Here is a 21,476-nt window from a genome sequence, read left to right on the forward strand (position 1 = left end):
CTGTTCTGATGGTCGCCGCCCTGGCCGGAAACGGTCGTACGCGGACGGCGGATCAGGCGGCGGCCCGACCGGCGCTGCCCAGGTGGGCGGGGATGTCCTGCTCGGCCCAAATGATCTTTCCTCGTGGGATGTAGCGGGTTCCCCAGCGGCGACTGAGTTGCGCGACGAGGAAGAGACCTCGGCCTCCCTCGTCCGTGGTGCGCGCGTGCCTGAGTCTGGGCGACGTGTTGCTGGTGTCGGAGACTTCGCAGATCAGGGCCGAGTGGCGGATCAGTCTGAGCTGGATCGGACCGGTCGCGTGTCTGATGGCGTTGGTGACGAGCTCGCTGACGACGATCTCTGTCGTCGCCGTCATTTCACCCAGGCCCCAGTTCTCGAGGTGGCGCGATGCCAGGGCGCGGGCATGGGCGACCACGGCCGGGTCGGACGGCATGTCCCACGTGGACACTTGGTCGGCGGTCAAGGGGTGTGGGCGGGCCAGGAGCAGGGTGATGTCGTCGGGCTGCGGTTCTGGCAGGAGTTGCTGGACCGTTGTCTCGCAGAGTTCTTCGAGGGGCAGGTCTCCCTGGACGAGGGCGGTTGCGAGCTTGGTCATCCCGCGGTCGACGTCCTGGTCGGCCGCCTCGATGAGCCCATCGGTGTAGAGGCCGAGGATCCCGCCCTCGGGGAGTTCGATTTCGGCCATCTCGAAGGGGAAGCCTCCGAGGCCGAGGGGAGGGCCTGCCGGGAGTTCGGGGAAGTGCACGGTGCTGTCGGGTGCGACGACGATCGGTGGCGGGTGCCCGGCGCGGGCCATCTGGCAGTGCCGGGTGACCGGGTCGTAGACGGCGTACAGGCAGGTCGCGCCGAGCAGGGCGGTGGCGGTGGCCGTGGCGGTGGTCCGGTCCGAGGGTTCCCCGTCGATGAGCCGGATGACCATGTCGTCGAGGTGGGCGAGGAGTTCGTCGGGAGGCAGGTCCATGTCGGCCAGCGTGTGGACGGCGGTACGCAGGCGCCCCATGGTGGCGGCCGCCGTGATCCCGTGGCCGACGACGTCGCCCACGGCGAGGGCAACGCGGGCCCCGGACAGGGGGAACACGTCGAACCAGTCTCCGCCGACACCGTCCTTCGCGTCCGCGGGGTGGTAGGAGGAAGCCACCTCAAGGACCGTGCCGGCCAGGAGAGTCTGTGGGAGCAGGCTCCGTTGCAGGGCCAGGGCGGTCGCGTGCTCGCGCGTGTAGCGGCGGGCGTTGTCGATGCACACCGCGGCTCTGGCCACCAGTTCCTGTGCGAGGAGCATGTCGTCGGGTTCGAAGGAGGCGACGTTCTCAGAGCGGACGAACGTGGCAAGACCCAGGACCGTGTCGCGGGCCCGTACGGGAACCGAGATGAGGGAGTGGAGTCCAAAGTCCCGCATGTTCGCGGCTCGTGCGGGTTCTTCGATCGCCCAGAGGTCGCTGGAGGGATCGAGGACGGACATGAGAACGCCATTGCCGTGCACGAGGTAGCTGGCGTCATGCGGCGGGGGTACGAAGTCCACCTGGTCGCCGATTCTGGCCACGGCTTCGGGGCAGCCTGTGCGGACGGACTGCATTCCGGCGCGGCGCATTCTGGGTTTGCTGCCGGGCGCCAGCGGGGTGGGCAGTTCCAGATTGAAGACGGACTCCAGGAGGTCGACGATGACGAAGTCCGCGAAACCGGGCGCGGCGACATCGGCGAGCTCCTGGGCTGTTCGCATGACGTCGAGTGAGCTTCCGATGCGAGCGCCGGCTTCGTTGACCAGTGCGAGGCGCTGCTGGGCCTTCCACCGGTCGGTCACGTCGGTGACCATGTAGCACACGCCGGTGATGGAGTCGTCCGCGTCGACCAGCGGGAAGAAGGAAGTGGAGTAGGAGCGCTGCCTGTGCGGGTCGGCCCAGCTCCAGCCCTGGTACTCGTGGTCGATGACAGGCTCGCCGGTCCGCAGTACGTCACGCATGGTGGCTTCGATCGCCCCTGAGACAAGGCCGGGCAGCAGTTCGCCGAGACGGTGGCCGATTCTCTGCGCGCGCGGCACCCCGCCGAAGCGTTCCAACGTGTCGTTCAGCCATACGTATTGAAGGTCCGAATCCATCACCGCCATGCCGATCGGCGAACGGGTCAGAAAACCGGCGAGAACGGATTGGCCTATTTCCCACTCGAGTTGTCGTTCGCGGACGGAGACGAGGAAGCACTCGTCCTCCCCCTCCCGCAGGACGAATCCCGCGGAGACGTTCAGGTCCACTTCCATCCGGTGGTGCTCCCGGTGCCGGACGGCGACGGTGCCGCTCCAACCCGTTCCCGTGCGGCAGCGGTCGGCGACCCTTCTGGCGCGCACACGGTCTGCCGGTTCTGCCAAGAGGAAGGCCGCGGATCGGCCGACCGCATCAGCCGGCGCGTACCCGAAGAGTTCCTCGGCTCTGCGGGACCAGCCGACAACGGTGCCCTTGGCGTTGATCAGGGCTGTCGCATCGAGGGCCGGGTTCACGGCGCCGGGGCGCCCAACCGGAGACACTGCGCCTGGCCCGACCTTCGAGGGACCACCCGCTGAGGGCATACGGCTCACCACCGTCCGACAGGTCTCCATGGTCCCGCCCCTCCCTGCGACTTTCCACTCGGGTTGGCAGGGGGAGTGGCGGGTCACGGTTGGGCTCCAGCAGGTGACGCTGCCGTCGTCGTGCAGACTGCCCATGCACCGGTCGTCGTCGTTGACGGAATCACCAGGTAGAACCCGTGGAATCCCAAGATGATCTCGCCGGATGCGGCACGGTTTCCCGGAGCACCGTTCCAGGAGTTCGAGCGCGGCGTGGCCCGGTCGGGGGCCGCCTCATGGTCCTGCGCTCAGCCTGCGGCTTCCGGCTCGGTTCTTCGCGACGTTCCGTGTCTTCTTCCTGTTGCCCGACTCGGCGAGCACGGCGAGGACCGCTGGAGACGCCGACTCTTCGGCGAGGAGGCGCTGCATCCAGTCCGTGACCGTGGCCAGCTCGACCGGTGTCGGCACGTGACCGTCCTCGATCGACAGGTAGAACAGCCAGTCGTGGACGCGTCGGCGGATGAACTCGCGGTTCCCTTCCGCCTTGAGCCGGCCGATCTCCGGCAGTAGTTCGGCCGACCACTGCTGGAACTCGGCAGGGCCGGTCACCTGCATCGCGATCCCGTCCACGAGGGCGACCACCGCCGATTTGGACACGATCTCGATGGGGTCGCGCAGGATCATGGTCACGATCGCGCGGTCCCGGTCCCGGTCGCGTCTCGGCGAGGAAGCGGTCACCGAGACGACGCGTTGGTACGCGGACGATCGCACGTGCTCGTCCGCTACGGCGTCGTCGACGTCCACGTCGAGGATGCCGGCGCCTGCCAGCAGCTCGGCCACATCGGAGCGCAATGTCATCGCTTCATCGCTTCATCTCTTCTCGCGGGGCCGGACTCCATATCGCGGGCATCCTCCTCCGGTCCGCACGCTGATCCAAACGAGACGGCCTCCAGCTGCGACCACGGGAGCCCAGCCCCGCCTACGCCCGGCTCCACGCACTGAGCAGCTTCGGGTCCCGTACCCGCTGATCGCCGGGGCGGCGGGCAGGAGCTCGGTTCGGATGGCTGCGGGCCCATCCGGGTGCCTTCCGGACGTGCCGTGGGCGGGAGGCGCCCGTTGAGGGGTATGTCGTTTCGGTCGGGGGCGACCTCGGGATCCGTGAGGAGATCAGCTGTGTACGCAGTGGTTCGGCGGTACGAAGGGGTGACTGATCCTGTCGAGGCGGGACGCCGAGTGGACGAGGGATTCGTGCCCCTCCTCCGCCAGGTCCCCGGCTTCGTGGCCTACTACTGGATCGACGCCGGGGACGGAGTGATGGTCTCCGTCAGCGTCTACGACAACCAAGCCGGGGCCGACGAGTCGGTCAGGAGGGCGGCCGACTTCGTACGGAACAACCTCGCATCGCTGCTCCCCCACCCTCCTCAGGTCACGTCCGGCCAGGTTGTGGCTGCGTAGCGACCTCCGCAACGGGGGGCGGATCCCCGCATCTCCGTGCTGCTGCCCCGGTCATTCGGAAACCGAGACGCACAACGTCGAAGGGCCCCACCGCAAGCGGTGGGGCCCTTCGACTTCGTGCCCGGTGAGGCACTGGCGGAGGATACGAGATTCGAACTCGTGAGGGGTTGCCCCCAACACGCCTTCCAAAGGTTCGTCCACTCGTCCGCAGGGGAACGTGTACGTCCTGGCCTGCGGTGACGTGGTCACCGAGAGCCGGTTCGTGCGGGGCCGGACGGAGGTGAATGAGGCCAGAACTGAGACCATCAGGACTACCTCGTCGTGCGACCTGGACCGGTGAGCGTCGCTGCTTCGGTTCGTGCCAGTACGACGCTGAACCAGGCGTAGGAATCGGGCAGTACGCGGAACCCGGGGAAGGGCGTCTCGCCGCGGTCCGTCGGCCGCACGATGTCGGCCGTTTTGTTCGCGTCCTCCAGGGTTTGGATTCGTCCTCGTTCACCGGCAGCCTTTCGGTCGGCGTCATGTGGCGTGAGCCGGAGGGACGGTAGAGCGGCCCGAGGGAGCGCAAGCAAGTACGCACGAGGGGGCGCAGGCGAGGATTCGGCCAGTCGGTCTCCGATCGCGAGGCCGGTCTGGTTTCGCGCGGCGAGCCGCCCAGGCCACTGGTCGTCAGGCGGCCGGATTCGATCCCGAGGAATTCGGCAGTCCCGTACTCGCCGAATCCGTGCCCAGTGAGATCCGACTCGTCCATCGCGGATGTCGCGAAGTGCGGGGTGCATCAGACCTGGCCGTAGAGGGCCGCCGAGTCGACCAGCCGGATGTCAGGTTCGGTTTCCGCTGTGGCATGCGCCTTCTCGTTGAATCCGGCTCCGCTGAAACAGATGAGCTGGGTTCTGCTGGTGTCGTAGCGGCCGGCCTGGGTTACGAGATCGCGGATGTGTCGTAGGCGGTCGATGTGAGCTGCGCCCATGGTGTCGTTCCACTTGGCTTCCCCGATGGCCAACAGCGGTGGCTTGGCGCCGTCGGCGATGCCGATGACCGCCACGTCGACCTCGTGACCGGTTCGGGCCTTGGGGTCGTGAACGACGCCGTGCCCGACGCGGGCCGGTAGACCGCCCAGAAGCTCGGGGTCGGCGTGATGCAAGGCCCATTCGCGGCAGATCTGCTCGAAATGGGGCCCGAGGACGTTGCTCACGAAGCGACGGCGGCTGGCCTGCCACACGCGGGCGGCGCTGCCGGGCCGCTCCAGCTGATCCCACACCGGGCGCATGATGGCGTGGTAAAAGCCGATCAAAGGCTCGGCGATGCGATAGGTGGGGCGGTTGTCGCGGAAGGCGTCGGCGTCGCGGTGGAGCAGGCCGGCGTCTTCGAGGACGTTGATGGGGTGGGCGATGTCGGTGGCCTTGCGTTCCAGATAGCCGGCCATGCCGCCGCGAGTGGCGTTGCCGTCGGCGACAGCCGCCAGGACGGACAAGTAGAGGGCGGTGTCGCGCAGATCGGGTTCCTCGGCGAGCAGGTACCGGGCCTCGCGAAAGAGCGGCGTTTCGGGATTGAGGACCGTTCGTACGACCCAGTCGTCGAAGTCCTCCGGCCCCGCCGGGCTGTCGCCCCGGGCGAACTCCCGCCGGTAGGCCGGGGTTCCGCCGACGATCGCGTTGACCTGGAGTGCAAGCCGGGGGTCGGTGATGCCCCAGAACTCGGCGGCGAGGCGGTGGTCGAGGGGGCGTACGACCAGTTCCAGTCCCGCCCGGCCTCGCAGCGGCGCATTCCCCGACAGCAGCCTGCCCATGAAGGACAAGGCCGACCCGCACAGCAGCAACCGGGTCCGGGAACCGGCGCGCTGCTCGCGCAGGGGGCGGAGCGCTTCCTGGATGACAGACGGCAGTTCCGGGTTGGCTTTGGCGAGGTACGGGAACTCGTCGATGACCACCGGCACCGGGCGCTCGGTGCCCAGGGCGAGAAGCGCGTCTACGACCTCCGACCAGTTGGCGAAGTGGAACGGGCTCGGCGGTCGCACATGTGTCGTCAGAGCAGCACTGATCCGGCGCAGCGACTCCGCGTCGGCGGCCTCGGTGGCTCCGAAATAGAAGCCGCCCGCGGCGCGGCAGGCGGCGTCCAGCAGGAAGGTCTTTCCCTGACGCCTCCGTCCGGAGACCACTCCGAGGGTCGCACCGGGTTGCGGGTCGGTGATGAAGCGCGTGAGTGCCGACCACTCGTAGTCACGGTCGAACATCTCGATCGGCCTGTCCATGAGCACTCCGTATAGATAGAAGTACACTTCTATAAAGCGTACCTCTATCTATCGCGCCGCTGTGCTGAACACGGGACTACCGCGCCTGGAAGCAGTTCTTCGAGTGCGCCGCGGTCGGGGATGATCGCCTTCACGATGCTGGGCCGCAGCGAAGGCGGCCCAGAAGATCGGAACGGTGATCCAGGACGCCTGTGAAACGGCCCTGTGGGCAAAAACCAGGACAACGTGGGCTGGGAACACGTCGAAGGGCCCCACCGCAAGCAGTGGGGCCCTTCGACATCGTGCCCGGTGAGGCACTGGCGGAGGATACGAGATTCGAACTCGTGAGGGGTTGCCCCCAACACGCTTTCCAAGCGTGCGCCCTAGGCCTCTAGGCGAATCCTCCGCCGGGAACATTACATGAAGGCCAGGAGTGCTAGCGAACTCGTTCCCGGTCGGCCGATCGGGTACCCTGGGCGCAGCCCCTCACGTGGCGCTATCTGACTGAACTCCCCCAGGGCCGGAAGGCAGCAAGGGTAGGTTGGCTCTGGCGGGTGCGTGGGGGGCCCTTGCGTTCCCGGGATCGGTTGTCCGTGCCGCGTGCCGCGTGTGGTCTGTGCCCTCGCTGCCTGTGCCATCCCTCTCGTCTCCGGGCTCCGGGCTCCGGACTGCGGCGGGACTCGTTGTCGGTGGGCGCCTATAACCTCGTAGGCGTGTCGTCTCTCGCGCTGTACCGCCGTTATCGCCCGGAGTCGTTCGCCGAGGTCATCGGGCAGGAGCATGTCACCGACCCGTTGCAGCAGGCGCTGCGGAACAACCGGGTCAATCACGCGTACCTGTTCAGTGGTCCGCGCGGCTGTGGCAAGACGACCAGTGCGCGCATCCTGGCGCGCTGTCTGAACTGTGAGCAGGGTCCCACCCCGACGCCCTGCGGGGAGTGCCACTCCTGTCGTGACCTGGCGCGCAACGGGCCCGGTTCCATCGACGTCATCGAGATCGACGCGGCGTCGCACGGTGGTGTGGACGACGCCCGTGAGCTGCGCGAGAAGGCGTTCTTCGGGCCGGCCGCCAGTCGCTACAAGATCTACATCATCGACGAGGCGCACATGGTCACCCCGGCGGGCTTCAACGCCCTGCTGAAGGTGGTCGAGGAGCCGCCCGAGCACCTCAAGTTCATCTTCGCCACCACCGAGCCCGAGAAGGTCATCGGGACGATCCGCTCGCGTACGCACCACTATCCGTTCCGGCTCGTGCCGCCGGGCACGCTGCGCGACTACCTCGGCGAGGTGTGCGGGCGCGAGGAGATCCCGGTCGAGGAGGGCGTACTGCCGCTGGTGGTGCGGGCGGGCGCCGGGTCCGTGCGTGACTCGATGTCCGTCATGGACCAGCTGCTCGCCGGGGCCCGCGCCGAGGGCGTGACGTATGCCATGGCCACCTCGCTGCTCGGGTACACCGACGGCTCGCTGCTCGACTCCGTGGTCGAGGCCTTCGCCTCGGGGGACGGCGCCGCGGCCTTCGAGGTCGTGGACCGGGTCATCGAAGGCGGCAACGACCCCCGCCGCTTCGTCGCCGACCTGCTGGAGCGGCTCCGTGACCTGGTGATTCTCGCCGCGGTCCCGGACGCCGCGGAGAAGAGTCTGCTCGACGCGCCCGCCGATGTCGTCGAGCGTATGCAGGCCCAGGCCGGTGTCTTCGGCGCCGCCGAACTGAGCCGCGCCGCCGACCTCGTCTACCAGGGCCTGACCGAGATGCGCGGCGCCACCGCTCCGCGCCTCCAACTCGAGCTGATCTGCGCCCGCGTCCTGCTGCCCGCCGCCTACGAGGACGAGCGCGCCGTACTCGCCCGCCTCGAACGGCTCGAACGCGGCGGCCTCCAGATCATGCCCGGCAGCCCGACGCCCCCCGTGGCCTACGCGCCCGGGGCCGGAGCGCACCCGCCGATGCAGGCGGACCCGAACGCGGCGGGGCCGGGGGGCGGTCCCGCCGGTGGCGCGGGGTACGGAAACGTGCCGCCCGGTGGGGGACCGGCGGCGGCGCGGGCTGCGGTACGGGGTGGTGGGGTTCTCGCTCCCACTCCGGCGCCCACTGCTCCCGCTCCCACTCCGGCTTCCGCTCCTCCTTCTGCTGCCCCACCCTCTACCTCTCCCTTCCCCCCTCCGTCTCCCTCGGCTTCCGCCGATGTGCCCTCCGAGGTGGCGCCCGCGCAGTCCGATGGAGGTGGCCAGCCCGCCCCGGGCGAGGCCGGACCCGGCGTTGCGGCAGAGACCGGAGCCGGGACCGGTGGCACCGGCGGGCGGCCCGGAGCCTGGCCCGGTGCGGCGGCGCCTGGCAGCGGAGGTGCTGGTGCCGGGGGCGGCGCCGACCGTCGTCCCGGCGGCTGGCCCACGGCTGCCGCGGCAGGCAGCGGGCAGGCCCAGGCTCCGGGACGCGCCGCTCCGCCGACGGCGCCGAGCGCCACGGGATCCAGTACGCCGGGACCGAGCTCGGCGCCCGCGACCTCAGCGGGACCGGCCTCCCAGGGACCGGCCTCCGCGCCCCCGAACCAGGCAGGCCCGGGCGGCACCTCGCCAGGCGCAGGCGCAGCTACTGGCGGTGGCGGCGGCACTGGCGGCGGCCTCGACCCCCGAACCCTGTGGCCGAACATCCTTGAGGCGGTCAAGAACCGGCGCCGGTTCACCTGGATTCTGCTGAGCCAGAACGCCCAGGTCGCCGGGTTCGACGGGACCACGCTCCAGCTCGGTTTCGTGAACGCGGGTGCCCGCGACAACTTCGCCAGCAGCGGCAGCGAGGAAGTGCTGCGGCAGGCGCTGGCCGAGGAGTTCAACCTCCCGTGGAAGGTCGAGGCGATCGTCGACCCCTCGGGCGGCAGCGCACCGCCCCCGGCGGCGGGCGGCTTCGGCGGTGGGCCGGGCGGTGGCTCCGGCGGCGGCTCGTACGGCGCCGGGGGTACTGGTGGTTCGTACGGCGGCGGTGGCTCCGGCGCCGGAGGCGGCAGCTCGTACGGCGGTGGTGGTGGAGGTGTCGGTGGTGGCTCGGGGCCGTCCGCTCCGCAGGCGTCGGCCGGTCCCTCGGCAGGCGGGCCGGGTGCGCAGCCGCAGCAGTCCGGTCCCGGGGGATCCGGGCACAGCGGCCCCGCCGCCTCCGGATCGCCCGCGCCGTCCTCGGCACCGCCCGCGCAGAGACCGGGCGCCGGTACCCCGGCAGCCGCTTCCGCACCGCGACCTCCGGAGCCGCAGTACGTGGCACCCGAGGACGACGTACCGGCCGAGGACGACGACGACCTCGACGCCTCCGCGGCCCTTTCCGGCCATGAACTGATCGTCCGCGAACTCGGCGCGACGGTCGTCGAGGAGACCCCGCACGGGGGATGACGGGTAGGGCGGGGGCTGACCTGGGTAGGGCGGGGACAACTCGGCTGGGACGAGGGGATGCCCAGGCTGGGACAGGAGATGACCCGGGTGGGCGGAGCGTGGAAGCGGCTGGGGCAGAGCGCGGAAGCGGGCGGAGCACGGAAGTTGGCGAGTTCGGGGCGCGGAAGCGGGCGGGTTCGGAGGAATCCACCAACCTCCCGACCCCCCTCCACTCGGCGGCCCGTACAAGAGCGGGGCGGCGTCGGCGGATAGGCTGGGCGGCGTGAAGGTCCTTGTCATCGGCGGCGGTGCCCGCGAACACGCCCTGTGCCGCTCCCTGTCCCTCGACCCCGACGTCAGCGCTCTGCACTGCGCGCCCGGCAACGCCGGTATCGGCGAACTGGCCGAACTGCACACGGTGGACGCCCTCGACGGCGATGCCGTGGCCGTGCTCGCGCGCCGGCTCGGGGCCGGTCTGGTGGTCGTCGGGCCCGAGGCCCCGCTGGTCGAGGGGGTCGCCGACGCCGTACGGGAAGCCGGTATCGCCTGCTTCGGGCCGAGCGCCGAGGCGGCGCGGCTCGAAGGGTCCAAGGCCTTCGCCAAGGACGTGATGGCCGCGGCCGGTGTGCCGACCGCCCGTAGCTACGTCTGCACCACGGCCGCGGAGATCGACGAGGCACTGGACGCCTTCGGCGCCCCGTACGTGGTCAAGGACGACGGGCTCGCGGCGGGCAAGGGCGTCGTCGTGACCGACGATCTCGCCGCCGCGCGCGAACACGCACTGGCCTGCGGACGGGTCGTCATCGAGGAGTACCTCGACGGTCCCGAGGTCTCCCTCTTCGCGATCACCGACGGTACGACGGTGCTGCCGCTCCAGCCCGCCCAGGACTTCAAGCGCGCCCTCGACGGCGACGAGGGCCCCAACACCGGTGGCATGGGCGCCTATTCGCCGCTGCCCTGGGCCGATTCCGGCCTGGTCGACGAGGTGCTGCGGACCGTGCTGCAGCCCACCGTCGACGAACTCCGCCGCCGTGGCACCCCCTTCTCCGGCCTCCTCTACGCGGGCCTCGCGCTGACCTCGCGCGGCGTGCGCGTCATCGAGTTCAACGCCCGGTTCGGCGACCCCGAGACCCAGGTCGTCCTGGCCCGTCTGCGGACCCCGCTGGCCGGAGTGCTGCTCGCCGCCGCCGAGGGCACCCTCGCGGACCTCGAACCGCTGCGCTGGAGCGAGGACGCGGCGGTCACCGTCGTCGTCGCCTCGCACAACTACCCCGGCACCCCGCGCACCGGCGACCCCATCACCGGCCTGGACGAGGTCGTCCAGAACGACGCCCCGCACGCCTACGTCCTGCACGCGGGCACCCGGCACACCGACGCCGCCGTCCTCAGCTCCGGCGGCCGCGTCCTGTCCGTCACGGCCACCGGCCCCGACCTGGCCCGCGCCCGCGAGCGCGCGTACACCGCGGTCGGCCGTATCCACCTCGACGGTTCGCACCACCGGACCGACATCGCGGCCAAGGCGGCGGCGGACACGGTCTGACGGGCGGATGGTCTGACGGCCGGACGGCCCGGCGGGCCGGTGGCCCGGTGGCCCGACGGGCCGAGCGAGGTTCCGCGGTTTCGTAGTTCTGTTCAGGTCAGGTCAGTTCAGTTCAGCGAAGCGGGCGGCGGCAGGAGACGGCTGAAACGGCCCCTCCTGCCGCCGCCCTCTTTTGTGCCTCCCGAACAGCGTTCCCGTACGCCGTTGTGTCTCTCCCATACGCCCCCGCCCCCCTCCCGTACGTCCCCGCGTCCCGCCCGCACGCCCCGGCTCACGCGTCGCCGTAGATCTCGCCGTACGACAGCCGCACCTCCTATACGCCTCGCAGGCCTCGGATTTCCCCTCTTTCCCCAAAGCCATTCCATTGGGTGAGGCGCTGCGCTACGGGCTGACGGGCGGGGCGGCCCCAACTACTGTGCGGCGCAAGCTTTCCGGTACGTGGCTCCTCGGCCGTATCGGGCACTTGGCCCACTGCCATTGCGATGTCAGTGGCGGCTGCCACAGTGGGGGAGTGAGCAGAGCTGAGGATGTGCGCGCGGGGATTCCGGCATCGTGTCCGGGGTCGCGGCAGGCGCGCCGGGACTGCCGTCGGCGAGCGTAGGGGGTGACAGCGGCCGTGTCCGGTACGGGTGTGGAGATGGGTGCGCGAGTGGCGCGGGCCCGGGCCCTGGGAGTGCTGCGGATTCGCGGCCGGGCACTGGCCGTCGCGCTGCTGCCCGCCGCCGTGTTCGTGATCCTCCTGGTCGCCGGTGCCACGGAACGTCTCACCGGTGCGGCCTGGGACGTGGTGCGCTGGGTCGTCGGCGCCGTCGCCGTCGTGGTGCTCCTGTGCGCGGTCGGGGTCGGCCTGGTCGTGGCACGTGCCCGGCCCGCGCTGAGCCCCACGGTGCCCATCCCCGAGCATGCCGCCCCGGACCTGTACCGGCTGGTGCGCGAACTGGCCGACCGGCTGGGCGTCCCCGCGCCCTCGGCGATAGCCCTCACCCCGGACTGCGACAGCTGGCTGGAGGACCGCACCCATCGGGCGCATCGTGGGCACGACGTGGTTACGGGAGCGTCGGGGACGGGGGTTGGGTCGGGCGCGAGTGCCGTCGCAGGGTCAACTTCCGCCCCGGCTACGGGTTCCGGCTCCAGTTCCAGTTCCAGCTCCGGTTCCGGGTCCGACACGTCGTCTCGCGGCGACGATGCGGTCGCAGGCGCCGGTGGGGCAGCGGGCCACGAGGAACCCGGTGGTGGCACCGTCGGTGAGTCTCGTACGGAGGCCCTCGCCTCGGCCTCAACTCCCGTGTCACGCCCCGTCTCCCATCGGGTCGGTACGGGCGGTACGGGTGTCGGTACGGGTGCGGACGCGCGCGACGGGGTGCATGGGCGGGGCGGGCCCTTGGCTCCCGTGCTCGTGATCGGCTCGCCGTTTCTGTGGTGGATGCGGGTGGGCGAACTGCGGGCCGTGCTCGCCCCGGTGGTCGCCGGTACGGAGCCGTCGGCGCACCCGGACATAGCGGCGGCCCGGCGTTTCGTACGAGGACTGGACGCGGCCGTGGCCGTCAGCGCGGCGCCCGGACGCGGGCCGCTGGCGCGGGTGGCGCTGGCCGGAGTGGGCTGGGTGACACGGCTGATGTTGCGCGGCTGCCGGGTGCACGCCGCGGAGATGGAGCGCGGGGTCGCGGCGGCCGCCGCCGAGCGTGCACAGGCTGTGGATTACGGTCCGCGCATCATGGCGCAGGAACAGGTGGGCCTCGCCTACGCGGGGTGGGACCGCCTGCTCACCAAGGTCGCCCTGCCCGCCTGGCGGATGGGGCGCTGGCCCTCGCGCCTGGACGCGGGAGTGGTCGCCGCGCTCACCGAACTGTCCCGGCGTGACCGGCTCGCCGACAACTTCTCCTCCCGCCTCAACGAACGCCCCGCCTGCGACCTGCTCGAAGAGCCCGGTGCGATGGACGAGGCGGCCTCCCTGCTCGCCGCCCGCCTCTTCCACGGCGGCCCCGCCGAGCCCGGCCCCGACTGGGCACCCATCGACTGGCAGAGCTACCCCGACGAAGTCGTGGACCGCAAGTGGCGCTCCGACGCGGCCCGCCTCCACAAGGTCCTGGACGGTCTCGGGGAACCTCAGGAGAGCGCTTCCGCAGGGGAGTTGAGGGGTGGGGAGGCGCGGGAGGGGGCGCATACGGATGCGAGCGCGGACGCGGTGGCTCGTACCGCGACCGATCCCGGCCCGACCCTTGCGCGAGTGGTGAACCAACTCAGCCTTGTCGGCGTCCCGTTCACCCCCGCTCCGGCCGTTTCCTCCGCCTCCACCACGCACCCCACCGACATCGACACCGAAACCGGCATCAGCACCGGCACCGACACCACCTCCGGTGCCGATCGCGACGACCGGGCCTCCCTGATCGCCGCCGCGCTCAGCGCCGAGCTGTCGCGGGAGGAGGCGAGCGGTCCGGGAGCGGGTTCGTCCGGTGGCGGGGGTACGGGCGGGGGCAGGCACGGGTCCGCCGCGGACGCCGAGGCGGTGTGGTGGGGGGAGGGGATGATGCCACTGTTCCCGTTGCAACCTCCGCGTACGGCACGGGAGTTGCTGGCCGATCACGTACGGGCGATGGTCTGCTGTGCGGCCGTGGACACGGCGGGCGCGGCGCCCGGTCTCGACTGGCTGGACGGCCCCTCGCTGCTGATCGACGGCCAACGGGACGCGGGACTGGGGCCGTTGGTGCTCAGCCTCGTCGAGGACGGCGACCCGGAACCGCTCAAGGACTGGCTCGCCGACCGCGGCGTACGCGCGGACAAGCCCGTACGTCTGGTCTGAGTGTGACGACCCGGGCCCCGTCTCGCGCCTGGGTCTGACGACTCGGGCCATGCCTCCCGCCTGGGCCTGACGATTCGGGCCATGCCTCCCGCCTGGGTCTGACGACCCGCGCCCCGTCTCACGCCCAGGGGGGCCCGACGACCCGCGCCCGCTTCCCGTACACCCGTTACCCCACCCTCCTCAAGCGCGCCCAACCGGCGCGCGGGCGCACGCCCCCGCGCACACTTGTGGTTTCCGTCACGCCAATTCACGACGAACGGTGACGAGACAGGTGCGGGATGTGGTGTGCTGGGACCAGTCCTGACACGGGCGGTGGCCGGGGGATCGCGGAACGCGACAATCCGTTCGCCCTGCCCGCAGGCGAGGGAGGGGAACCACGATGACCACACAAGGCCCGGGGCCGGGGCGCACGCCCAACACCGCCGCGTCCCCGGCAACGCCCCCGCGCGCCACCGCCCCACCACCCCCCGCGCCGCGCGCGACCCCGGTCACCCCCACGACCTCCGTCACCCCCACGACCCGAGCCATCCCCACGCCCAAGCCCCCCACCGACCCCTCCGATGCCCCGGCCCGCCACCCCGGCGCCCCGGCCCCTCACCCCGACGCCCCCACCCCACCCCCACCCCCGGCCCCCCGCTCCCTCGAACTCCCCACCCCCCGCTGGGAGTCCGGCGCCCTGGCCCACGCCGTCACCGACCCCTTCGGCCAGGGCCCGCTGCCCTGGCTGCGCGGCAGTGAGACGTACTTCGACGACACGGGACAGGTGGTGCCCTGGTACGTGGACCACGCTCCGGCGCCCGGGGCCCGGCACGTTCCGGCGCCGCGGGCGAGCGGGCCCCGTACCGCCGACGACGTGCACCGGCAGATCAAGGGGTTCACCGCGACCGGGGCGGTGGCGCCGGGCGAGGCGATCGACTTCCATGTGACGGTCGACCCGCCGCAGCAGTTCGGCGTGGACGTGTACCGGATCGGCCACTACAACGGCGACGGCGCGGCCAAGATCACCACGAGCCCGCGGCTCTCGGGCATCAAACAGCCGCCGCCGCTGACCGCCGACCGCTCGGTCTCCTGCCACCACTGGTGGCTCTCCTGGCGTCTCCAGGTGCCGAGTTACTGGAGCGTCGGCGCGTACGTCGCCGTGCTGACGACCGCCGACGGCCACCGCTCGCACGTCCCCTTCACGGTCCGCGACAACCGCAGCGCGGACCTGCTCCTGGTCCTCCCGGACATCACCTGGCAGGCGTACAACCTCTTCCCGGAGGACGGCCGTACGGGCGCGAGCCTCTACCACGCCTGGGACGAACAGGGGCGGCTGCTCGGCGAGGAACAGGCCGCGTGCACCGTCTCCTTCGACCGGCCCTACGCGGGCGCCGGACTCCCCCTGCACGTCGGCCACGCCTACGACGTCATCCGCTGGGCCGAGCGCTACGGCTACGACCTCGCCTACGCCGACGCCCGCGACCTGCACGCCGGACGCGTCGACCCGAGCCGCTACCGGGGCATGGTCTTCCCGGGCCACGACGAGTACTGGTCGACACCGATGCGCCGTACCGTCGAACGCGCCCGCGCCCAGGGCACCTCGCTGGTCTTCCTGTCCGCCAACTCCCTGTACTGGAAAGTGGAGTTGAACCCCTCACCGTCCGGAGTGCCGGACCGGCTGCTGAGCTGCCGCAAGCGGCGCGGGCCCGGAAAGCCGGTGCTGTGGCGGGAGGTCGAGCGGGCGGAGCAGGAGGTACTTGGCATCCAGTACGCGGGGCGGGTGCCCGAGCCGCGGCCGCTGGTGGTGCGCAACGCCGGGCACTGGCTGTGGGAGGCGACGGGGGCGTACGAGGGCGACAGCGTGGAGGGACTCGTCGCGGGCGAGGCCGACCGCTACTTCCCGCGCGCCCCGCTGCCCGAGCACGAGGAACGCGTGCTGCTCGCGCACTCCCCGTACGAGGACGTGGAGGGGACGCCGCGCTTCCAGGAGACCTCGCTGTACCGTGCGCCGTCCGGTGCGCTGGTCTTCGCCTCCGGCACCTTCGCCTGGTCGCCCGCCCTTGACCGGCCCGGCCACGTGGACGAACGCATCCAGCGCGCGACGGCCAATCTGCTCGACCGCATCTGCAAGCACAGCTGAGCAAGCACAGCTGAGCAAGCACAGCTGAGCAAGCACAGCTGAGCAAGCACAGCTGAGCAGGCACAGCCCAGCAAGCACCGCTGAGCGATCACAAACCGAGCAAACGCTGCTGAGCAAACACAGCTGAGCAAACGCGGCCGGGATCCGCGAACGCGGCCGAGGCCCGCGCGTGCGGTCGGATTCGGCCACCGGCACCGCTGTCGCGAGCGGTGCGCGCCTTCCCCGGCGGACCGCCCGACGGGCCCGCGCCACGAAAGACCCATCCCGTGGCCAGGGCTCCCGCCGCGATGCGGGAGAATCGAGGCACTGTACTGAACCACGGGGAGGCACCGTGTCCGGATTCGTCGTAAAGCCCGAGCCGCTGGAGGTTCCGGGCCTGGTGCATCTGCACACCGGCAAGGTGCGGGAGCTGTACCGCAACGAGTCCGGCGACCTGATCATGGTCGCAAGCGACCGGATGTCCGCCTACGACTGGGTGCTGCCCACCGAGATCCCGGACAAGGGGCGGGTCCTCACCCAGCTCTCCCTGTGGTGGTTCGACCAGCTCGCCGACCTGGCCCCGAACCACGTCATCGGCACCGAACTGCCCGCCGGCGCCCCGGCCGACTGGGCCGGGCGCACGCTGGTCTGCAAGTCCCTGGACATGGTCCCGGTCGAGTGCGTGGCCCGCGGCTACCTCACCGGTTCCGGCCTCGCCGAGTACAAGCAGTCGCGCACCGTCTGCGGCCTCGCCCTGCCGCCCGGCCTGGTCGACGGCTCCGAACTGCCCGCGCCGATCTTCACCCCGGCGACCAAGGCCGCGGTCGGCGACCACGACGAGAACGTCTCGTACGAGGAGGTCGCCCGCCAGGTCGGCGCGGAGACCGCCGCCGACCTGCGCCGCGCCACCATCGACGTGTACGCGCGCGCCCGCGACATCGCCCGCGACCGGGGGCTGATCCTCGCCGACACCAAGTTCGAGTTCGGCTTCGAGGGGGACACCCTCGTCCTCGCCGACGAGGTGCTGACCCCGGACTCCTCGCGCTTCTGGCCCGCCGACGAGTGGCAGCCCGGCCGCGCCCAGCCCTCCTTCGACAAGCAGTACGTACGCGACTGGCTGACCTCCGCCGAATCCGGCTGGGACCGCGCCTCCGAAACCCCGCCGCCCGCCCTTCCGGAGCGTGTGGTGGAGGCGACGCGAGCGAAGTACGTGGAGGCGTACGAGCGGCTTACGGGCTTGAACTGGCAGTGAGTCGGGGCTGACCAGGGGGCGGGGCGCTGAGCTGGAGGCGGGGCGAGGCGCTGAGCCGGAGACGGCGGTGCCGTGGCCCGCGTGATCGCGTCCCCTGGCGCCCCCGCCCCCCGTTGTCCGGCGCCGGCCCTGCTATCCCGCGCCACTGCCTCGGGTCAGCGGGGCGAGCGCCGCGTCCACCGTTTTCCGTAGGCTCCGGGCGCTCGCTCCGGCGCGTGAGCGTACGTTCACGCCGTACGCGAGCAGGGCGAGAACCTCGGCGTACGCGGCCGGGTCGGTGCCCTCGGTGAGCTGACCGAGGGCCGCCGCACGGGTGAGCGCGGCGCGCATGGCGTTCCGCAGTGCCCGGTGATGAGCGTCGAGCAGCTTGTGCACCTCGGGGTCGGGGCCCGTCGCGGCGCCCGTCTGGGCGTTGACGATCATGCAGCCCCAGCCCGCGCGTTCGCCGGTGCAGCGCACCGCGACCAGGCCCGCGAAGAACTCCCGTATCGCGGGCAACCCCCGCTCGTCCCGGCTCAGTTGCTCGAAGGCGGGCAGCGACCGGTGGTGCAGATAGCGGCGCAGGGCGGCCGCGTACAGCGCGTCCTTGCCGCCGAAAGTCCCGTACAGGCTGGACCGGTTGAGCCCCGTCGCGGCCGTGACCGCCTGGATCGAGGTGGCCGGTCCGCCCTGTTGCCAGAACAGTTCCTCGACGCGTTCCAGCGCCTGTTCGGGGTCGAAGTGCTTGATGTCCGGCATGAGTTGGGCTCGGGCTTCCGTGCGGGGCGGGCGGGGACCGGGGCGGCGCCGTACTTGAAACGACTGTTCCAAGATAGTCCCCGGGGGCCCTTGACGTACGACTGTCGGGCGCAGCAGTCTGGTGGTCCGATCCTGAAACGATCGTTCCAAGTTGATTCCGGGGCGAGCCGAGCGCCGGAAAACGTGTGCCGGACAAACGTGTGCCGGACAAGCGAGTGCACCGGCCGAATAGGGGGCGGAATTCATGAGCCGTAGCCTGCGCGAGGAATTACGAGAGCTGTACGAGAACGGTCATCTGAAGCTGCCCGAGGACGTGCTCAAGGTGATGAGCGAGGGCGCGTTGGAGCTCGTGGAGTCGGGCATGCGGGCGCACGCGCTGTCCGTGGGGGCGGCCGCACCGCGCTTCACGCTGCCGACCGCCTCGGGCCGTACGGCCGCCCTGGACGACCTGCTCGCCGAGGGCCCCGTCGTCCTCACCTTCTACCGCGGCGCCTGGTGCCCGTACTGCAACCTCGCGCTGCGCGCCCTGCAACGGCACCTCGACGCGTTCACCGCCCGGGGCGCCCGCCTGGTGGCGATCTCCCCGCAGATCCCGGACGAGTCGCTGGCCCTCTCCGAGCGGGAGAGCCTCGGCTTCGACGTGCTCAGCGACATCGGCTCCGAGGTAGCCGAGCGGTTCGGCATCGCCTTCGACCTCTCCGCGGACCTCGGCGCCCTGTACGACCGGCTGGGCTTTGACCTCCAGCGCGTCAACGACGGCCACGCCCGCACCCTGCCGCTGCCCGCCACGTACGTCATCGACCGCGAGGGCGTCATCCGCTGGGCCTTCGTCGAGACCGACTACACCGTGCGCGCCGAGCCCGCGGACATCCTGGCGGCGCTCGACGGCCTCGGCGGCGCGGAGTAGTGCTGGAGCAGTAGTGCCGGAGCGCGACCGGCCCGGGTGACGCTGCGGCCGAAGCTTGACGAGCGGGGCGGCTGGGCTGCTGGGCGGCCGAGTGGCCGGGCTGTCACGCGGGCAGCAGAAAAGGCCCCTGTCCGGTGATCCGGGCGGGGGCCTCACTGTCGTACTGAACTGCTGAACTGGAGCGAACGACGAGGTTCGAACTCGCGACCTCAACCTTGGCAAGGTTGCGCTCTACCAACTGAGCTACGTTCGCATGCGCCGTGGCGCGTCATCCACTATACCCAACCGCGAGAGCGCGCGAGCCGGACCGCGGCATGACGGTTCTCGGCCCCGAGTTTGCCGGCGGCGGAGGACAGGTAGTTGCGGACGGTGCCCTGGGAGAGGCGGGCGCGTTCGGCGATCTCGGACACCGGCGCTCCGTCCGCGGCGAGTTCCAGCACCTCGGCCTCCCGCGCGGTCAGCGGTGAGTCGCCCGCGGAGATCGCGTCGGCCGCCAAGTCGGGGTCCACATAACGGTTTCCGGCGTGCACGGTACGGATGATCTCGGCGAGGCCCTGTGCGCTGACCGTTTTCGGAACGAAGCCGCGTACGCCCGCCGCAAGGGCCCGCTTGAGGTGTCCGGGCCGCCCATGACTGGTCACGATCAGCGACCGGCACCCGGGCAGTTCCTCGCGCAGCCTTGTGGCCACACTCACACCGTCGGCGCCGGGCATCTGCAGATCGAGTACGGCGACGTCGGGCACATGCGCCCGGGCCATCGCCAGCGCCTCCGGACCGGACGCCGCCTCGGCCACCACGAGCAGGTCGTCCTCCAGCGCGAGCAGCGCCGCGAGCGCTCCCCGGATCAGATGCTCGTCGTCGGCGAGGAGTACGCGTACGGCAGCACCGGAACCGGAGTCTCCGATTCCGATGTTGTCTGCGCTCGCGCGGGAGTCCGAGCCCACGCCCGAGCCCGCACCCGCGCCGGAGCCCGAGCCCGCGTGCGAGCCCGCGTGCGAGCCTTGCCCCGCGGCCTCGCCGCCCCCGTCCGCCGGGCCCACGATGCCCTGGATCACGCCGCCTCCTCGCCGTCCGCAGCACGCTTCGTCATGTACGTCCCACCGTCCGCCGTCGCTGGGCGGTCCTGGTCCAGGCCGTGGCCCAGGCCCGGGCCCGGGCCCTGTTCCTGCTCTCTCTCCGGCCCGTCCGCACCGAGAGAAGCCTCCCCGTGGGAAGCCGTCCCGAGGGAACCCGCCCCGCGCCCACTCCCGCCCGTCTGACCCGGCGACCCGCCGGCCCCCCGTACCGGCACCTCAGCAACCACACGGAACCGCCCGCCCACCACCGGCCCGGCGCTCAGGCTCCCGTCCACCACCGCGAGCCGCTCCCGCAGCCCAGCCAGCCCGGACCCGCCCGATCCCGGCGTTCGGGCCCCTGCCACCGTCGTCCCAGACGTGGCTGTCGTGGCGGTCGCCCCCGCCCCGTCCCGCACCCCGTCGTTCTCCACCGTCAGCCTCGCCCGGTCACCGTCGACGGTCAGCGCGATGACGCACGTACGCGCGTCGCCGTGGCGCAGGACGTTCGTGGCGGCCTCGCGGACCACCCAGCCGAGGGCCGAGCGGGCCTCGCCGGGTAGGAGGCCCGCGGCGGCGGTGCCGGAGACGGCGCAGTCGATGCCCGCGGCGGTCAACACGCCCTGGGCGCCGGCCAGTTCGGTGTCGACGGCGACTCCGCGATAGCCGCGTACGACCTCGCGTACCTCGCGCTGCGACTCCTGGGCGATGCGCTGCGCCTCGATCATCTGCTCCACGGCCTCGGGGCGGGAGCGGCGGGCGAGCTGGACGGCCAGCTCGCTCTTGAGGGCGATGACGGCGAGGTTGCGGCCGAGGATGTCGTGCAGGTCGCGGCCGAAGCGCAGCCGCTCCTCGGCGACCGCGAGCCGGGCCCGGGTCTCCTTGGCCTCGTCGAGCGCGTACACGGCCCTGAGCAGCCAGACCGAGAAACCCGAGGTGAAGGCCAGGAACCCGCCGCTAATCAGTACCGCGAGACCGGCCGCGAGCACCTCGCCGCCGGACTGCCCGACCGGCACGCAGATCAGCGCGGCCGCCACGGCCACCCCGACCACCAGGCCCGGCAGCCGCTTGTGCCGCCGCACGCCGAGCGAGGCGATCCCGAGGCCGAAGGCGATCATGCCGAAGTACATCTGGCCTCCGGCCCGGCCGACTCCGCCGCCCGGCGCGTGCAGCGCGAGGGCGAGCACGGTCACGGCGGCGACGAGGGTGGACACGGACAGGACGACCAGCCGCCGCACCGGCCGGGGACGGCGCCCGAGGACCCAGTCCAGGCTGGCCGGGATGGTCACCATGCACAGCAGCGCGTGCACGGTCACGATCAGCAGCAGCGCGGTGGCCAGCGGCGTCGAGACCTCGCCGAAGCCGGTCGGCCCGAACGTGAAGATCTCGGTCGTGGCGATGAAGTAGTAGCACCACCGCGTGTATGCCTCGACCTTCGCCGGTGTGCTCTTGCCCCGCCACCACCTGCCGGGCTTTTCCATGGCCTTCATACGCGCCTGTTCCTCACCCGAGTTCTTGTCCGCG

The 21,476-nt window shown here is 71.4% G+C and carries 13 protein-coding genes, 2 tRNA genes and 1 other RNA gene; 8 read left to right on the forward strand and 8 right to left on the reverse strand.

What is annotated here, in order from left to right:
- Positions 1–52: 52 nt before the first annotated feature.
- Positions 53–2,554 carry a SpoIIE family protein phosphatase gene (locus HUT18_RS17845; protein WP_176104610.1) on the reverse strand — a complete coding sequence of 834 codons (2,502 nt, stop codon included), beginning with the start codon at positions 2,552–2,554 and terminating at the stop codon, positions 53–55.
- Between the two features lie 270 nt (positions 2,555–2,824).
- Positions 2,825–3,388, reverse strand: a complete 564-nt coding sequence (locus tag HUT18_RS17850; RefSeq protein WP_176101634.1) for a hypothetical protein — start codon at positions 3,386–3,388, stop codon at positions 2,825–2,827.
- Positions 3,389–3,778: 390 nt separating this feature from the next.
- Here HUT18_RS17850 and HUT18_RS17855 point away from each other — a divergent pair, with 390 nt between their 5' ends.
- A complete protein-coding gene (locus HUT18_RS17855; RefSeq protein WP_254878663.1) occupies positions 3,779–3,985 on the forward strand; it encodes a hypothetical protein in 207 nt (68 codons plus the stop codon).
- Between the two features lie 778 nt (positions 3,986–4,763).
- Here HUT18_RS17855 and HUT18_RS17860 read toward each other — a convergent pair.
- Together HUT18_RS17860 and HUT18_RS17865 are read right to left on the reverse strand one after the other, a co-directional pair.
- Positions 4,764–6,236 carry an ATP-binding protein gene (locus HUT18_RS17860; RefSeq protein ID WP_176101636.1) on the reverse strand — a complete coding sequence of 491 codons (1,473 nt, stop codon included), beginning with the start codon at positions 6,234–6,236 and terminating at the stop codon, positions 4,764–4,766.
- A 297-nt stretch (positions 6,237–6,533) separates the two neighbouring features.
- Positions 6,534–6,621: transfer RNA gene (locus HUT18_RS17865), tRNA-Ser, on the reverse strand.
- 71 nt (positions 6,622–6,692) lie between these two features.
- Between HUT18_RS17865 and ffs the strand changes: the two genes are divergently transcribed.
- The 6 genes from ffs to HUT18_RS17895 all read left to right on the forward strand — a co-directional run bounded on the left by ffs (position 6,693) and on the right by HUT18_RS17895 (position 17,255).
- Positions 6,693–6,789, forward strand: an RNA gene (gene ffs, locus HUT18_RS17870) — signal recognition particle sRNA small type.
- A 139-nt stretch (positions 6,790–6,928) separates the two neighbouring features.
- Positions 6,929–9,586 carry a DNA polymerase III subunit gamma and tau gene (locus HUT18_RS17875; protein ID WP_176101637.1) on the forward strand — a complete coding sequence of 886 codons (2,658 nt, stop codon included), beginning with the start codon at positions 6,929–6,931 and terminating at the stop codon, positions 9,584–9,586.
- Between the two features lie 262 nt (positions 9,587–9,848).
- Positions 9,849–11,105, forward strand: coding sequence for a phosphoribosylamine--glycine ligase (gene purD / locus HUT18_RS17880; RefSeq protein WP_176101638.1), 1,257 nt, complete (start codon positions 9,849–9,851; stop codon positions 11,103–11,105).
- Positions 11,106–11,742: 637 nt separating this feature from the next.
- The gene (locus tag HUT18_RS17885; protein ID WP_176101639.1) at positions 11,743–13,905 is read left to right on the forward strand and encodes a hypothetical protein; all 2,163 of its coding nucleotides are present in this window, start codon (positions 11,743–11,745) and stop codon (positions 13,903–13,905) included.
- 379 nt (positions 13,906–14,284) lie between these two features.
- Positions 14,285–16,024: a N,N-dimethylformamidase beta subunit family domain-containing protein gene (locus HUT18_RS17890; RefSeq protein WP_254878664.1), complete on the forward strand. Its 1,740-nt coding sequence runs from the start codon at positions 14,285–14,287 to the stop codon at positions 16,022–16,024.
- Positions 16,025–16,355: 331 nt separating this feature from the next.
- Entirely contained in the window at positions 16,356–17,255 is a 900-nt protein-coding gene (locus HUT18_RS17895; protein ID WP_176101640.1) for a phosphoribosylaminoimidazolesuccinocarboxamide synthase, read from the forward strand.
- Between the two features lie 132 nt (positions 17,256–17,387).
- Here HUT18_RS17895 and HUT18_RS17900 read toward each other — a convergent pair whose 3' ends face one another.
- On the reverse strand, positions 17,388–17,993 hold the full coding sequence (locus HUT18_RS17900; RefSeq protein WP_176101641.1) for a TetR/AcrR family transcriptional regulator: 606 nt from the start codon (positions 17,991–17,993) through the stop codon (positions 17,388–17,390).
- 244 nt (positions 17,994–18,237) lie between these two features.
- Between HUT18_RS17900 and HUT18_RS17905 the strand changes: the two genes are divergently transcribed.
- A complete protein-coding gene (locus HUT18_RS17905) occupies positions 18,238–18,900 on the forward strand; it encodes a peroxiredoxin-like family protein (protein ID WP_176101642.1) in 663 nt (220 codons plus the stop codon).
- 177 nt (positions 18,901–19,077) lie between these two features.
- On the opposite strand, the gene HUT18_RS17910 is transcribed toward HUT18_RS17905, so the two are convergent.
- The 3 genes from HUT18_RS17910 to HUT18_RS17920 all read right to left on the reverse strand — a co-directional run bounded on the left by HUT18_RS17910 (position 19,078) and on the right by HUT18_RS17920 (position 21,433).
- Positions 19,078–19,153 (reverse strand) — tRNA-Gly (locus tag HUT18_RS17910).
- A 22-nt stretch (positions 19,154–19,175) separates the two neighbouring features.
- The gene (locus tag HUT18_RS17915; protein ID WP_176104612.1) at positions 19,176–19,805 is read right to left on the reverse strand and encodes a response regulator transcription factor; all 630 of its coding nucleotides are present in this window, start codon (positions 19,803–19,805) and stop codon (positions 19,176–19,178) included.
- Between the two features lie 146 nt (positions 19,806–19,951).
- Positions 19,952–21,433 carry a sensor histidine kinase gene (locus tag HUT18_RS17920; protein ID WP_176104613.1) on the reverse strand — a complete coding sequence of 494 codons (1,482 nt, stop codon included), beginning with the start codon at positions 21,431–21,433 and terminating at the stop codon, positions 19,952–19,954.
- Positions 21,434–21,476: the final 43 nt, after the last annotated feature.

It is taken from the genome of Streptomyces sp. NA04227, assembly GCF_013364195.1.
In the GTDB taxonomy this organism is placed as follows: Bacteria; Actinomycetota; Actinomycetes; order Streptomycetales; family Streptomycetaceae; genus Streptomyces.